The organism is Micromonospora sp. NBC_01412 (assembly GCF_045040215.1).
In the GTDB taxonomy this organism is placed as follows: Bacteria; Actinomycetota; Actinomycetes; order Mycobacteriales; family Micromonosporaceae; genus Micromonospora; species Micromonospora rubida.
Map to the genome: position 1 here is coordinate 1,420,347 of NZ_CP109528.1, position 14,732 is coordinate 1,435,078.

The 14,732-nt window shown below is 73.9% G+C and carries 13 protein-coding genes and 1 riboswitch; of the genes, 8 read left to right on the forward strand and 5 right to left on the reverse strand.

The features are described 5' to 3' along the window. Positions 1-186: 186 nt before the first annotated feature. The 3 genes from OG617_RS06155 to OG617_RS06165 all read left to right on the forward strand — a co-directional run bounded on the left by OG617_RS06155 (position 187) and on the right by OG617_RS06165 (position 4,690). On the forward strand, positions 187-2,304 hold the full coding sequence (locus tag OG617_RS06155) for a HelD family protein (RefSeq protein ID WP_405099473.1): 2,118 nt from the start codon (positions 187-189) through the stop codon (positions 2,302-2,304). A gap of 113 nt (positions 2,305-2,417) precedes the next feature. Further along, positions 2,418-3,332 carry a cation diffusion facilitator family transporter gene (locus OG617_RS06160; protein WP_405099475.1) on the forward strand — a complete coding sequence of 305 codons (915 nt, stop codon included), beginning with the start codon at positions 2,418-2,420 and terminating at the stop codon, positions 3,330-3,332. Between the two features lie 153 nt (positions 3,333-3,485). After that, positions 3,486-3,615: riboswitch (cyclic di-AMP (ydaO/yuaA leader) on the forward strand. A 4-nt stretch (positions 3,616-3,619) separates the two neighbouring features. Next, complete coding sequence (locus OG617_RS06165; protein ID WP_405099477.1) at positions 3,620-4,690, forward strand: coiled-coil domain-containing protein; 1,071 nt, start codon at positions 3,620-3,622, stop codon at positions 4,688-4,690. An 87-nt stretch (positions 4,691-4,777) separates the two neighbouring features. Here OG617_RS06165 and OG617_RS06170 read toward each other — a convergent pair whose 3' ends face one another. Both OG617_RS06170 and OG617_RS06175 read right to left on the reverse strand, forming a co-directional pair. Next, positions 4,778-5,248 carry an SRPBCC family protein gene (locus OG617_RS06170; RefSeq protein WP_405099479.1) on the reverse strand — a complete coding sequence of 157 codons (471 nt, stop codon included), beginning with the start codon at positions 5,246-5,248 and terminating at the stop codon, positions 4,778-4,780. A gap of 135 nt (positions 5,249-5,383) precedes the next feature. Beyond that, a complete protein-coding gene (locus OG617_RS06175; RefSeq protein WP_405099481.1) occupies positions 5,384-5,758 on the reverse strand; it encodes an STAS domain-containing protein in 375 nt (124 codons plus the stop codon). 351 nt (positions 5,759-6,109) lie between these two features. Between OG617_RS06175 and OG617_RS06180 the strand changes: the two genes are divergently transcribed. Then, positions 6,110-6,253, forward strand: a complete 144-nt coding sequence (locus tag OG617_RS06180; protein WP_405099483.1) for a hypothetical protein — start codon at positions 6,110-6,112, stop codon at positions 6,251-6,253. A 196-nt stretch (positions 6,254-6,449) separates the two neighbouring features. Then, complete coding sequence (locus OG617_RS06185) at positions 6,450-6,857, forward strand: hypothetical protein (RefSeq protein ID WP_396681695.1); 408 nt, start codon at positions 6,450-6,452, stop codon at positions 6,855-6,857. 166 nt (positions 6,858-7,023) lie between these two features. Here OG617_RS06185 and OG617_RS06190 read toward each other — a convergent pair whose 3' ends face one another. Continuing rightward, positions 7,024-9,756: a cellulose binding domain-containing protein gene (locus tag OG617_RS06190; protein WP_405099485.1), complete on the reverse strand. Its 2,733-nt coding sequence runs from the start codon at positions 9,754-9,756 to the stop codon at positions 7,024-7,026. A 257-nt stretch (positions 9,757-10,013) separates the two neighbouring features. Then, a complete protein-coding gene (locus OG617_RS06195; RefSeq protein WP_405099487.1) occupies positions 10,014-11,804 on the reverse strand; it encodes a hypothetical protein in 1,791 nt (596 codons plus the stop codon). A 223-nt stretch (positions 11,805-12,027) separates the two neighbouring features. On the opposite strand from OG617_RS06195, the gene OG617_RS06200 reads away from it, so the two are divergent. Both OG617_RS06200 and OG617_RS06205 read left to right on the forward strand, forming a co-directional pair. Continuing rightward, on the forward strand, positions 12,028-12,708 hold the full coding sequence (locus OG617_RS06200) for a BON domain-containing protein (RefSeq protein ID WP_405099489.1): 681 nt from the start codon (positions 12,028-12,030) through the stop codon (positions 12,706-12,708). After that, positions 12,705-13,253 (forward strand): DsbA family protein, encoded by a 549-nt coding sequence (locus OG617_RS06205; protein WP_405099491.1) that lies wholly within the window; start codon positions 12,705-12,707, stop codon positions 13,251-13,253. The genes OG617_RS06200 and OG617_RS06205 overlap by 4 nt, the downstream gene beginning before the upstream one ends. 66 nt (positions 13,254-13,319) lie before the next feature. Here the strand turns inward: OG617_RS06205 and OG617_RS06210 are convergent, their stop codons facing one another. Further along, on the reverse strand, positions 13,320-13,889 hold the full coding sequence (locus tag OG617_RS06210; protein ID WP_405099493.1) for a helix-turn-helix domain-containing protein: 570 nt from the start codon (positions 13,887-13,889) through the stop codon (positions 13,320-13,322). Positions 13,890-13,937: 48 nt separating this feature from the next. Here OG617_RS06210 and OG617_RS06215 point away from each other — a divergent pair, with 48 nt between their 5' ends. Then, positions 13,938-14,726 (forward strand): class I SAM-dependent methyltransferase, encoded by a 789-nt coding sequence (locus OG617_RS06215; protein WP_405099495.1) that lies wholly within the window; start codon positions 13,938-13,940, stop codon positions 14,724-14,726. Positions 14,727-14,732: the final 6 nt, after the last annotated feature.

The window sequence follows — 14,732 nt, forward strand, 5'->3', positions numbered from 1 at the left end:
GGGCCGCGCCACAGGTGTGAGCGGCGGTCCGGGACGTGGGCTGGCTCGCGCCGGGACGTGGGCTGGATCGCGGCGACGGCATGGCCCCGCGTCCCGGTCGACCGGTGGCCGTACCCTCTCCGGTTAGCCCGGCGCGCGGCCTGCGCCCCGGCGCGGCCGTCCGCCGCCGTCTGCGAGGAGCTGCGCGTGACCGACCGGACCACCCTGGAGCAGGAGATCGCCGTCGAACAGCGGCATCTCGACCGGGTGTACGCACGCCTCACCGAACTGCGCCGCTCGGCCGCCCAGGCCGAGAAGGACGGCTACCAACTGGCCCGGGTGGGGAACTTCGGCGCGCTCGTCGAGCGGGACGCGATGGTCTTCCACGCCGCCCAGCGCCGGCACCGGCTCGACGCCGAGCACGAGGGGCTGGTCTTCGGCCGGCTGGACCTGCGCGACCGGCAGGTGCTGCACGTCGGGCGGCTCGGGGTGCGCGGCGAGGACGCGGAGACCCTGGTGGTGGACTGGCGGGCCCCGGCCGCCGCCGCGTTCTACCAGGCCACCCCGGCGCAGCCGATGGACGTGGTGCGGCGGCGCACCATCGGGTCCACGTCCGAGCGGGTGACCCGGATCGAGGACGACCTGCTGGACCCGGCGGCTGCCCCGCCGGACATGGCGGTGGTGGGCGACGGGGCGCTGCTGGCCACCCTGTCGCGGGCCACCGGCCGGGGCATGCGGGACATCATCGCCACCATCCAGCGGGAGCAGGACGAGGCGATCCGCTCCCCCGGCTCCGGGGTGACGATCGTCTCCGGCGGCCCGGGGACGGGCAAGACGGCGGTCGCCCTGCACCGGGCGGCGTACCTGTTGTACTCCGACCGCAGCCGGTACGCCGGCGGCGGCATCCTGGTGGTCGGCCCGTCGGCGGTGTTCGTGGAGTACATCGCCTCGGTGCTGCCGTCGCTGGGCGAGGAGACCGCGACGCTGCACTCGCTCGGCTCGCTGTTCCCGGGGATGGACGCGACCCGCACCGACCCGCCCGAGGTGGCTGCGGTGAAGGGATCGCTGCGGATGCGACGGGTGCTGGAGCAGGCGGCGCGGGACGCGGTGCCGGGCGGGCCGGGCGAGCTGCGCCTGCTCTACCGGGGCGCGCTGCTCCGGCTGGACCACCGGGAGCTGGACAGCATCCGGGACCGGGCGCTGTCCCGGGGGGCCCGCCGCAACGAGGCGCGCCGGGCCGGCTTCGACGGCGTGTTCGCCGCGCTGTGGGCCCAGGCCCGGCGACTGAGCATCCGCCAACTGCCCGAGCAGCCCGCGTTCGAGGCCGAGATCGCCGAGCGGGCCGATTTCCGCGAGTTCCTGAAGGCGTGGTGGCCCCGGCTGCACCCCCGGCACGTGCTGGGCTGGCTGGCCCGCCCGGACCAGCTGCGCCGGTACGCCGGGGGGATCCTGTCCCGGGCGGAGATCGGCCTGCTCTCCGAGGCGTACCGGACGCTGGACACCGAAGGTCTCACGATCGCCGACATCGCCCTGCTGGACGAGTTGGACGCGCTGCTGGGCAAGCCGATGCAGCCGAAGCGGGCCAAGCGGGACCCGTTCCAGCTCGCCGGGGGCGTGCGGGAGCTGAGCACGCAGGCCGACCGGCAGCGGGCGGCCCGGGAGGCGGCCCGGGAGCGCCCGGAGGACTACCGCGACTACGCGCACGTGGTGGTCGACGAGGCGCAGGACGTCTCCCCGATGCAGTGGCGGATGGTCGGCCGGCGCGGCCGGCTGGCGTCCTGGACGGTGGTGGGCGACCCGGCGCAGACCGCGTGGACGGGCGCGGAGGAGGAGCTGACCCGGGCCCGGGACCAGGCGCTGGGCCGGCGACGCCGGCACCAGTTCGAGCTGACCACCAACTACCGCAACTCGGCGGAGATCTTCGCGGTGGCGGCGGCGGAGATCCGCCGGCTCTACCCGGACCTCAGGCTGCCCAGCGCGGTGCGGTCCACCGGCGTGGAGCCGGTCGCGCTGACCGTGCCGCCGGCCGAACTCGAACGGGCCACCGTCGCGGCGGTCGCCGCGCTGCTCGGCGAGGTGGAGGGGACGGTCGGGGTGATCACGCCGGTACCGCGCCGGGACGAGGTCGCCGGCTGGCTCGCCGGCCTGGCCGCGCCGCGCCTGCAGGTGGTGACCAGTCTCCAGGCCAAGGGCATGGAGTACGACGGGGTCGTGCTGGTCGCACCGGCCGAGATCCGGGCCGATCCGGGCTCCGGCGTGCGGACGCTGTACGTGGCGCTGTCCCGGGCCACCCAGCGGCTGACCACGATCGATCCGACCGGCTGACCGGCTGACCGACCGGCGCCCCGTCCCCGGTCGGACACCGGACGTTCACTTGCACACATAGCGATGTGAGCATACATTTGGCCGAGTCCGGATCGGGGACGGAGGGTGTTGGCGTGGGCGCAGGTCATGACCACCACGGCGCGGTGGCGAACGCCGCGGACCGCCACTCAGGGCGGCTCTGGGCGGCCTTCGCGCTGCTCGCCACCCTGATGATCGTCGAGGCGGTGGCCGCGTTCGGCACCGGCTCGCTGGCGCTGCTCTCCGACGCCGGGCACATGTTCACCGACGTGCTCGGCATCGGCATGGCGCTGGCCGCGATCACCGCCACCCGGCGGGCCACCACCGACCCCCAGCGCACCTTCGGGCTCTACCGGCTGGAGGTGCTCGCCGCGCTCGGTAACGCCGTCCTGCTCAGCGGCGTCGCGGTCTACGTCCTCGTCGAGGCGGTCCGCCGGTTCGGCGAGCCGCCCGAGGTGACCGTCGGCCCGATGCTCGCGGTGGCGACGCTGGGCCTGCTCGCCAACGTGGTCGCGTTCGCCCTGCTGCGCAGCGGGGCGAAGGAGAGCATCAACCTGCGTGGGGCGTACCTGGAGGTGCTGGGCGACCTGCTCGGGTCGGTCGGGGTGATCGGCGCCGCGGCGCTGATCGCCGTCACCGACTGGTGGTGGGCGGACCCACTGGTGGCCGTCGCGATCGGCGTGTTCATCCTGCCCCGCACCTGGCGGCTCGGACGGGCCGCGGTGCGCATCCTGGTGCAGGCCGCGCCGGAGCACCTCCAGGTGACCGCCGTGCACGACCGCCTGGCGGCGGTGCCCGGCGTGGTCGAGGTGCACGACCTGCACGTCTGGACGCTGACCTCCGGCATGGAGGTCGCCTCCGCCCACCTGACCATGGCGCCGGACGCCGAGGTGGGCGCGGTGCTGGCCGCGGCCCGCACCGCCCTGCACGAGGACTTCCACATAGAGCACGCCACGTTGCAGGTGGAGCCCGGGGAGTCGGCGGGCCCCTGCGGGCCGACCGGCTGGTGATACCCACACCCATCAATCAGGTGATGTATTGTGCCTTCATGCCGGTTTTAAGCGTATTGGCCCACGCACCGTCCGTCACGGACGCAGCGGGGGACCCATCCGCACCGGTAGGCTCTCATCCGGTCTCCGCCGGGCGGCGCCCTCCGGCGCCTGCGGTGACCGCCGCCTAATCGCCTCCTGGCGAGCCGGGGAACCATGTTCGTGGGGTGTATCCGCATGAGCGGTAGGGATCTTCCGTCCCGAACCCGTCAGCTAACCCGGTCGGCGGCTGACGGAAGGACATGCGTATGCCAGTAGTGGCACCTGTACGAAGGACCGCCGCCCGGATGGCGGCGATGCTGGTGCTGACGCTCGCCGTCGGCCTCGGGTTCGGGCCGGTGGCCCCGGCCGGCGCGGCCCCGCCCACCGGTCTGCGAGCCGCCGCGCCCGGCCAGGACGAGGAGGGCGGCACCCCGGCCCTGCGCGCCCAACTCGAGGCGGCCAGCAAGGGCTACCTGGACGCCAAGAACGCCCTGGCCCGCTCGGTCAAGCGGCAGCAGCAACTCGGCAGCCAGCTCAAGACGGTCGAGGCAGAGCTGACCGTACGCGGCGCCAAGGTCGACGAGATCGCCGGCGTGGCGTACAAGTCGGGACGACTCAGCCCGGTGTCCGCGCTGCTCAACAGCACCAGCCCCGCGGGCTTCCTGGACCGGATCGCCGCGCTGGACGCGGTCGCCACCAACGAGGACCGGGCGCTGCGCGACCTGCTGGAGACCCGGGACCAGGCAGCCAAGACCCGGCTGGCCCTCGACGGGGAGATCCGCGAGCAGCGCAAGCAGGTCACCGTGATGGCCAAGCGCAAGCAGCAGGCCGAGCAGGCCCTGACCGTGGCCAACGAGAAGGCCAGCGCCAGCGGCGGCGGGTCCAACCGGGGCACCTCCAGCGCGAACGCCACCCCGGCGAAGCGCAACTCCGACGGGTCCTGGCCGTCGGAGTCGTGCAGCGTGAACGACCCGACCCCGGCCAGCGGCTGCATCACCCCGCGGACGCTGCACGCGCTCCAGCAGGCCAAGGCGGCCGGCTTCACCCGGTACGTCTCCTGCCACCGGCCCAGCGGCTCCGGCGAGCATCCCAAGGGGCGGGCGTGCGACTTCGCCGCCCAGAAGGGCGGATTCGGCGGGGTGGCCTCCGGCGGGGACCGCACCTACGGCAACAACCTGGCGGCGTACTACATCCGCAACGCCGACAACCTCGCCGTCCTGTACGTGATCTGGTTCAAGCAGATCTGGCTGCCCAGCAGCGGCTGGAAGTCGTACAGCGGGGGCAACGGGGACCCGTCCAGCGACCACACCAACCACGTGCACCTGTCGGTGTACTGACCGCGCGTCCGGTGGCCCCACCCGGGGCCACCGGACGTCACGCGCACAAGCTGTTGAACCGGGCTGCGGTCGGCCCGGCCGCGCCGCTCAGGCCTGCTGGGCGGGGCCGTCCCCGGCGCGGTCCAGCACCTCGCCCAGCCTCCGGGCCAGCCCAAGGTGCGCCGAGCGGGCCTGCCGGAAGGCGTACCGGAACAGCGGCGCCGGGGCGGCGAGAGTGATCTCCACGTCGATCCGGACCACCCCGCCCGGCTCGTCACGCAGCCGGGTGCGGTTGCGCACGGTGGTGGCCGGCCGCTGCCGGGCCACCGTGACGATCTCGTCGTCGGTGACGACCAGCACATCCGCCTCGTACGTCACCGGGAAGCGCAGCGGCCCGGCGGCGAGCCGGTCGGTGATGGCGTAACTGGCCCGGGCGCCCGGCCGGGGCGGCAGCCGGCGCACCCGCGTGATCAGCGGATGCAGCTCACCCTGCCGGGCCAGGTCGCCGAGCAGCGCCACCGCCTCGGCCCGTGGGCAGCGGGCCTGGACCGAATACTCGAAGGTGTCTCGCCGAAGCACACCCCGATCGTCCCCCACCCGGCCCCCGGAGGGAAGGACCACCGCCCCGTCCAGGCGAACCGGCCCCGGCGCACCGACCTGGCGGCGTATCCCCCGGAGGGGCGGCGGAGACGGGACGCCCGGGGCGGGCGGCCGTCAGGCGCCCGGCAGCGCCTCGGGGGTGGGAGTGGCGGCGCCGGCGCCGGCGTAGTAGGGCTCCGGGGCGCCGAACAGGCCGAGCAGCCCGGTCACCCAGAGCTGCCGGTGCACGAACCGGCTCGGCTCGGTGACGACCAGCTTCACGCTGCTGACCTCGGCGGTCTGGAAACCAGCCACCATCGCGCTGATTCCGACGGAGTCGATGAAGGTGACGAGGCGCATGTTGAGCTCAATGCGGGCGGGACGCCCCTTGGCGAGCACCTCTGCGATGGCTTCGCGCACCTCGTACGCGGTGTCGACGTCGATTTCGCCACGCGGGACGATCTCGATGACACCACCAGACAGGACCGACTTCACGATCGACAGGCTCACGCGAGCACCTCCACTCGCCCGTTCACGGGCGCCTCATCAGTACGCGGGCCGCGACCGAGAGTATTCCTCCGACGGCCTCGGTCGCCACCCCTCGGGATGAGCAATTCCTGGATCAAGGCACAGCGGCTGGCCCTTATCCGGACTTTTCAGGTCCTGCTCAGCGGACGATCGGCCCGGAAGCCGATGTCGCCGACCCAGGGTAACGGTGACCCCCGACCTTCGCGCGCACATTGTGTGCCGGGCGTGCCTCGCGGGACCCGGTGAGAGAGGTCACGGCGGGCGATCCGCCACCGTTGCCCGCCCCGCCTACGCTCGGTGGCGTCCGTCACCCGTACTACGGAAGGACCACTCATGATCCGGAGATTGGCCGGCCTCGCCGGCGTCGGCGTGTTGCTCGCCCTCATGCTGGCCTGTGGCTTCGGCGGCGCGGGTGACGACGACGATGATGACGACGACGACTTCGCCCGTGGCGCTGCGGTGGTGTCCGTCCGCTGATCACCGCCGGACTGACCACCGCCGGACTGGGCCGCCACCGGCCGGGCCGGGTTTGCGGCCGGGTCCGGCGGGGCACTGCCCGAGTGGGCGGACGGGCGGACCGCCGGACCACGCCGGTGGGCGGGGCGCCCGAGCCCTGCCCTAGCCGAAAGTCCGAAGTGGCCGCAAGCTTCGGCACCCCGAGGAGGTAAGAACGATGTTCGGAACCGATCTGCTGGAACGCCGCAGCAAGCCCGAGCGGATCGCGGACCAGGCGTGGCAGCACCTGGTCTCCGCCGTCAGCTCCGCCGGGGACAGCGTCCGGGACACCGCCCGCTCGGCCCGCCGCAACGGTTCAGGCCTCGCCGATGACGCCGGTGACCTGGTCGGCTCCGCGGCCGAGGAGGCCCGCCGCCGGGCGTTGCGGGCCTTCGACTCGCTCGCCGGCCGCCGCCCGGCCCTGCCCTGGACGCTGCTGATCGGCGCCGCGCTGGTCGGCGCGGCGGTCGGCTGGGCCGCGGGGTCGGCCGCCCGGGCCGCCGGCGGCCGGGGCGACCGGGACGCCGACGACATCGAGTTCGTCGACGTCGACCGGCCCGACTCCCCCGTCGGCCTCGACGGCTGATCCCGCCCGGTCCGGCGGCGCGACGGTCTCCCCGCCGCGCCGCCGGACCGGCCGACCGGCCGAGAACCAGACCCGACCGACCAACCGGCCGAGAACCAGACCCGACCGGCCCCCACGCGCGGGGCCGCCCGGACGCCGGGGACGCCGCCGACCGACCGCGCCTTGGCTAGCGGGCGACGGTTGCGGTGCAGCTCAGCACCGGCACCGAGTTCGCCCCGGTGAAGCTGCCGAGGAGGCCGAAGGTGGTGCTGGCGCCGGTGCCGAGGGCACCGTTCCAGCCGGCGTCCCGCACCACGACCTGGGTGCCGGTCTGGGTGAACGAACCGCCCCAGAGCTGGGTGAGCCGCTGCCCGTCGGCGTAGTTCCAGGCCACCGACCAGGCGCTGCTCGGCGACCCGTTGTTCCTGACGGTCACCTCGCCCTGGAAGCCGCCCGACCAGGAGCCGGTCACCTTGTACGTCGCCGTGCAGCCGCCGACCGGCGCCGGCGTGGTCGGGGACGGCGGAGGCGTGGTGGGCGGGGGCGTCGTCGGCGCGGGGGTGGTGGGCGCCGGGGTGGTCGGCGCGGGCGTGGTCGGCGACGGGCTGGTCGTGCCGCCGAGCCGGTCGGCGACGAGGATGCCCCGGCCGTTGGTGCCCAGGTAGACCCGGCCGTAGACCCGGGGGTCGCCGGTCAGCGCCTCGCCCGCGTTGCCGTACTGGTGCTTGTCGTCGTTGATCCGGACCCAGCTCGCGCCGGCGTTGTCGGACCGGAACACGCCGTGCTGGCCGTCGACCGTGCCGAAGGTGAACAGCGCCGGATACGTCTGCCCGGGGGCCGCCTTGCCGAAGCCGATGTTCACCGCCGACGACACGTTGGCGAGCTTGGTGAAGGCGGCGCCGGAGTCGGTGGAGTGCCACAGGCCGCCCTCGCCGGCCAGCCAGATGTCGCCCTCCCTGCCGGGCAGCGCCTTGAACTTCACGTTGCCGGTGCTCGGCAGGCCGGCGGCGGCCGACGCGGCGAAGCTGGCCCCGCCGTTGGTGCTGACGTAGAATCTGCCGCCGCCGAAGCCGTAGAACTTGTTCTTGTTGACCCGGTCGGACTCGACCACCGCGTTGGCCGGGATGCCGGTCGCCGCGGTCCACGAGTTGCCGAAGCCGACCGAGCGGACCACGGCCTGACCGGCGTCGCCGGGCGCCCAGACGAACTGGCTGCCGTCGGCGGACGCGGCGACCGTGCCGCCGCTGTTGATCCCGGACGGCTCGCCGCCCTGGAACCAGTTCCCCCCGCCGTCGGTGGAGAACGCGACGTGGCTGTCGTTGGGCCGGTCCGCGTCGGTGAAGTTGCCGGCCCGCACCAGCACCGACGGGTTGGTCTCGGCGTAGTCGAGGCTGGTGGTGCTGGTGAAGTTCGGCTGGGTGAACATCATCGGCGGCACGGCCGCGAGGTCGGTGTGCCGGAAGCCGCCGATGTCACCGAGCGCGCTGACCAGCGGCGCCCCGGACGGCGGGCTGACCAGGTCGAGCACGGCGGTCTCCTCCAGCCCCTTGACCATCGGTTTGATGGTGAGCTGGCCGCCGGTGTCCCACTTGGTCAGGTCGGTGCTGCCGTAGATGGTCGCGCCGGTGCCGTACAGGAAGCGGTTGGAGTCGAACGGGTCGATCTCCACCGACTCGTTCATCCAGCCCAGCTTCGGGGTCTCCTCCGGCGGGGACGGGTTGCTGCCGAAGGTCAGCCACGGCGCGGAGCTGACGTCCATCGTGTACTTCTTGGTCTTGTTCGGGTAGCTGCCCCAGTCCCAGATCCGGGTCCAGGTCGCGCCCCCGTCGGTGCTGCGCCAGAAGATGGCGTCCGGCCACCAGGAGGTCTGGGTGGCCACCATGAGGGTGTTCGGCTTCTGCCGGTCGATGGTCAGCCCGGAGTAGCCGAAGTACGCGTCGGTGCTGGACGACGGGATCGGGCTGATCCGCGTCCACGCGCCGGTGGCCCGGTTGAACTTCCACACGTCACCCTTGGCCCCGTCGTACGGGCCGCCGGTGTCGCTGGTGGCGATGTAGAGGTAGCCGCCGACCGGGTCCACCACGCCCTTGTGGGCGAGGTGGCCGGTGGGCTGGCCGGCGATCCGCTCCCAGGTCGTGCCGCCGTTGGTGCTGCGGTAGACCGGGTTCTCCTTGTCCGCCACGCCGACGTAGACGGTCTGGGTGGCGTTGCCGGCCGTGCCGGTGCTCTTGTCGAAGCTGACCCAGGTCAGGCCCTGGTTCTGGCTCTGGTAGCCGCTGCTGTCGTTCGGGTCGGCCCGGTAGTTGCCGACGTTGGGGAAGTTCGCCACCTTGGCCCAGGTCGCCCCGAAGTCGGTGCTGCGCCACAGGCCGTTGCCGCCCTCGGCGCCGTAGTACAGGACGCTGTTCCTGTTCGGGTCGATCGCCAGCCGCTCGCCCATGCCCCGGCCGGGCATGTTGCCGCCGTTCTTGAACGGCAACTCGGTGACCTGCCAGGTGGCGCCCTTGTCCGCGGAACGCAGGATCGCGCCCTTGTTCGGGTCCCAGTCGTTGGTGTACATGCCGACGGCGGCGTACACCCGGTTGGTCTGCACCGGGTCGGTGGCGAGGCTGACCACGCCGTTGTAGCCCCACTTGTCGGGGCCGACCCAGTCGAGCAGCGGCGTCCAGGACTGGCTGGCCTGCTCCCAGCGGTACGCGCCGCCGATGTCGGTGCGGGCGTAGATCAGGTTCCTCTCGGTCTGGTTGAACACGATGCCGGGGACGAAGCCGCCGCCGTCGATCCGGACGTTCTTCCAGGAGTACGGCTCCGCCGCCGCGGCGGCGGCCGGGGCGGACGGGGCGACGGTGAACTGAACGGCCACGACTGCCGTGGCGGCGGCCAGCACGGTGGTGACCGCGCCGACGAGACCTCTCCGCATCTGCGGTTCCTCTCGGGATGCCCGTGGTGGTGGGTACGAGCACGACGCGCGGCGGTCGACGGGGCGACCGTGCCCTGGCGCGTCGAGGTGGGGGGAGCGGCCCAGGCTCCCCACCGGCATGCGTGGCTCCCGCTGCCGAGGAAGGATTCACAGTAGCCTCTCCCCCAACAGGTTTGGAAGCGCTCCCAACAAAGTCGGCGGACCGGCCCGGGCCACGCCCTGCCCTGCCCTGCGGGGTCGCAAAGCGCGGCGGCGGCTCAGTCGAGGTGGTAGACGAGCCCGTCGCCGACGGTCTCCCGCCGGATGCCCAGCCCGTCCACCGGCCGGGCCTCCACGTCGGCCCACGGCGTGCCGGCCGCGTACGCCGGCAGCAGCACCACCGTGCGCACCCCGATCCCCCGCAGGTACGCCACCGACGCCGCGTCGGGGAAGCCCCCGCTCGCCGCCCGGATCTCCTGCTGGCCGGCCGGGGTGAACGACGCCAGCCCGTTGGCCACCTGCGGGAAGCCGTCGGTGGACCAGAGCATCACGTGGAACTCCCGGATGCCGTCGCTGGGTAGCACCAGCGCCGGCCCGCGCAGCCCGTGCAGCGCCGCCGGCTGCACCGGGGCGGGCACGTGCGGGGTGCGGTTGACTCCCTCGGCGAGCACCAGCAGCATCGGGAGCACCAGCGCCGCCTGCCCCCACCGCCGCCACCGGCCGCCGGGCGATCCCGGCTCCGGGTCCGGCTCGCGAACGGTCAGCGCCCCGGCGGCGAGGACGCCCAGCAGCAGCGTCGTCCAGAGCACCAGCCGGCCCGGGGTGCGCACGCCGTCCCAGCCGGGCACGTGCTCCACCAGGGTGACGTAGCCGGGGTCGCCGTCGCCGAACAGCGTGGTGCCGGCGGCCAGCGCCGCGCTGACCAGCACCCCGGCGGCCAGCGCCAGCCGGTGCCGCAGCCGCCACGCCGAGAAGAACAGCCCGGCGACGGCGAGCCCGATCAGCACCATCCCGGGCAGCAGGGTCATCTCCCCGGCGAAGCTCAGGGTGGCCCGGGCGGCGGTGTGCCGCTCCCCCCACAGCCAGGACTCCGGCGGCGCGGTGAGGAAGCCGCGCACCGGCGGGGAGAACATCGCGATCTGTTCGACCGTCCGTCGGCCGGCCGGGTGCCGGGCCACCACCTCGAAGTAGGGCGCGGCCATCAGCAGGGTCACCCCGGCGAAGAAGGCGCCGCCGGCCAGGTCCGCCACCAGCAGCCGGCGCGGAAACGCCGGCCGTTCCCGCCGCCACCACGACCAGCCGTACCCGCCGGCCACGCCGAGGCAGAGCAGCCCCAGCACGTACGCGAAGGGCAGGCCGATGCCGAAGCCGAGGCTGACCTGCCAGGCGGCGACCAGCCAGCCGGCCCCCGCCCAGCCCGGCCGGGCCCGGTCCGGCCGGTACCCGTGCCGCAGCGACCAGCCGTGCCCCCGGGCGAGCATGGCCAGCGCCAGCGCGATCCCGCCGATGCTGAGCACGTGCAGGTGCCCGGCCTGGGCCAGCTTCCACGGCGCGTACGCGAAGGACGCCCCGGCCACCGCGGCGCCCGCCCAGCCCGCGCCGAGCTGCCGGGACAGCGCGTACGCCCCGACGAAGGCCAGCGCGTGCACCAGCACGTACAGCAGGTTGTAGCGGACCACGGCGGCGACCGGCCCGTGCCCGATCATCCCGAACGGGGCGTAGCCGAGCAGCGTGTCGGAGTAGGCGTAGGTGTACGGCTCCGGCCAGAACGTGTTCGAGTGCCAGACCTGCGCCGGGTCGGTGAGCAGGGCGTGCCCGCCCCACGCGACCTGCCACGCCTGGAGCGTCGGGTCTCCGGTGTCCTGCGGGATGGTGCCGGCCAGGTCGCGCAGCGTCGGCCAGGTCAGCACGGCGGCGAGCAGCAGCGAGCCGAGCACCGCGAGGGTCCACTCGTGCCGGGCCAGCAGGCCCAGCCGGACGGCCACCGCCCGGCCCCGCCCAGGGCCCCACCGCCCGGGGCCCCACCGCTTGGGGGCGGCGGCCGGAGCCGTCGCGCGAACCTCACTCATCGCTTGCTCCCCGCCGCCGACAGTCACGCCGCCCACAGATGGTGCCGGACCCGGTGGGCCCTTGTCGACGCCCGGCCACCACCGCGCGCCGGGACGGCGCTGTGCGGGCGCCCTCACCCGACCGGGGTGGGTCCGGTTCACCCCCTCCGGCGGCAGGATCGGCCCCGGCGGGCGGGCCCACGCGCGCCGCCGACCGTTCGTCGACATTCGGGAGGATGCAGCGATGGCCACCGCGACGACCACCCGCACCGACCAGGACATCCAGTCCGACGTGCTGGACGAGCTGACCTGGGAGCCGCGGGTCCAGCCCCACGAGATCGGCGTGACCGTCACCGGGGGCGTGGTCACCCTGACCGGCTGGGTGGACAGCTACGCGAAGAAGTGGGTGGCGGAACGCGCCGCCCACCACGTCGCCCGGGTCCGGGCGGTCGCCAACGACCTCACCGTCCGGTTGCCCGGCTCGGCCGAGCGCACCGACGCCGAGCTGGCGACGGCCGTCGGGCGGGCGCTGGAGTGGGACGCGTTCGTGCCGGTCGAGCGGCTGGAGATCACCGTCGCCGACGGGTGGGTCACCCTGCACGGCGAGGTGGAGTGGGAGTACCAGCGCCGGGCCACCGAACGCGTCGTCGGCCGGCTGACCGGCGTACGCGGGCTGAGCAACGGGGTCACCGTGCGGCCGGCGGTCCGGCCGGACACCGACGACCTCGCCGACCGGATCATCGACGCGCTGGCCCGCGCCGCGGCGGTCGACGGCGAGCAGGTCACCGTGCGGGTACGCGGCGACGCCGTGCTGCTGGAGGGCACGGTGCACTCGGTGCCGGAGCGCGAGGCGGTGGAGCGGACGGTCTGGTCGGCGCCCGGCGTCCACGAGGTGCGCAACCGCCTCACGGTGGTGGCCGGATGACCACGCCGTTGCAGGTCACCGCCCGACTTCGGGTGCCGGTGACCGGGACCGACCACGCCCGGGGGCCGGCGGACGCGCCGGTGACCCTCGTCGAGTACGGCGACTTCCAGTGCGGGCACTGCGGCGCGGTGCACTCGAACCTCGCCGAGCTGCTGCGCCAGCGGGCCGACGTGGTCCGGCTGGTCTACCGGCACTTCCCGATCGCCAACGTCCATCCGTACGCCGAGAGCGCCGCCGAGGTCGCCGAGGCGGCCGGGCGGCGGGACAGGTTCTGGGAGATGCACGACTGGCTGTACGAGCACCAGGACCAGCTCGACCCGGTGCACCTGGGGCTCGGGGTGGCGCAGCTCGGCCTGCCCGCCGACGAGGTGGGCGGCGAGCTGGAGCGACACGCCCACGCCGACCGGGTCCGGCGGGACTTCGTCGGGGGCATCCGCAGCGGGGTGAGCGGCACCCCGACGCTGTTCCTCAACGACGTCCGGTATGAGGGCGGGCACGCCCTGCCCGAGCTGCTGGCCGCCGTCGACCAGGCCGCCACCGCCTGACACCCCACCCATAGCTTCAGGCGGCGCCGCTTGCCGGCCCCTCGTGGTGGGCGGCGTCGGGCCCGGTCAGGGCCTTGCCGGCGCCAGGTGGGTGCGTTCCCCGTCGTGGTCGAGGATGCACAGGATCTCGGCCGCACCGCCGTGTGCGCCGAACGCGTGCGGCACCATCGTGGAGAACTCCGCCGCCTGACCGGCCTCGACCAGGATGGTCCGCTCGCCGAGGCGTAGCACCACCGTGCCGGAGAGCACGGTGAACCAGTCCCGGCCCGGATGCACCCGCCCCTCGTCGGGGATCGACCGGGTGATCCGCATCTTGGCGACCGTCACGCCGTGCGGTGCGCCCTCGCGGGACAGCAGCCAGGTGGTGACGCCACGCGCCTCGTCACGGTGGGGACGGATCACCACGTCGTCGTCGGCGCCCGACTCCACCAGTTGGTCGAGCGTGGTGCCCAGCGCCCGGGCGATCGGCGTCAACTGGTCCAGGGCGATCCGCCGGTGGCCGGTCTCGATCCGGCTCAGCGTCGACGGACTCAGAAAACAGCGGGCTGCCAGGTCATCGAGCGACCAGCCGCGCGCCACCCGCAGCCCTCGGATCCGCTGCCGAACCAGGGCGTCCAACTCACCGTCTTGCGTCATACGCAAGATGCTATGCCATCCCAGCAATGGGCGGGTACGGTCGTCGGCATGGCACATTCTCACCTGGGCGAAATGCTCGACCTCGACGCCGACGTTCTGCACGAGTTCCACCGCGAGGTGATCGCCTGGGCCGGCTCGCTGGTCCCCGACCGGCCCCGCATCATCGACGTGGGCGCCGGCACGGGCACCGGCACCCTCGCGTTGGCCCGACACCTGCCGGACGCCGAGGTCATCGCGGTGGACCTCTCCGACGAGATGCTCGAGCACCTACGGCACAAGGCCCAGGCGTCCGGCGTCGCGGACCGGATCCGCACCGTGCAGGCCGACCTGGACCAGCCGTGGCCGGACCTCGGGCCCGCCGACCTGGTGTGGGCGTCGGCCTCGCTGCACCACATGGCCGACCCCGTTCGTACCCTCGCCCAGGCCCTCGCGGCGCTGCGGCCCGGCGGCATCCTCGTGGCCACCGAGCTGGACTCGCTCCCCCGATTCCTGCCCGACGACGCCGGCGCGGCGCTGGAGGAACGCGGCAACGCCGCCATCGCCGAGATCCGCGCCGAGGCGGGAATGCACATCGGCCAGGACTGGACGGCCCACCTCACGAAGGCCGGCTTCACCGTCGAAGCGCAGCGGCACTTCGACATCGCCCTGCGAGCGCCCCTGCCCCCGGCCACCGGCCGCTACGCCCAGCTCTGCCTGCAGCGCCTGCGGCACGGTCTCGACGGCCGGCTCGGGGCCGACGACCTGGCCGCCCTCGACACGCTCGCGGCCGGCGTCCTCGACCGCGACGACCTCACCGTCCGGGCGACCCGGACGGTATGGCTGGCACGGCGCCCATAGCAACCC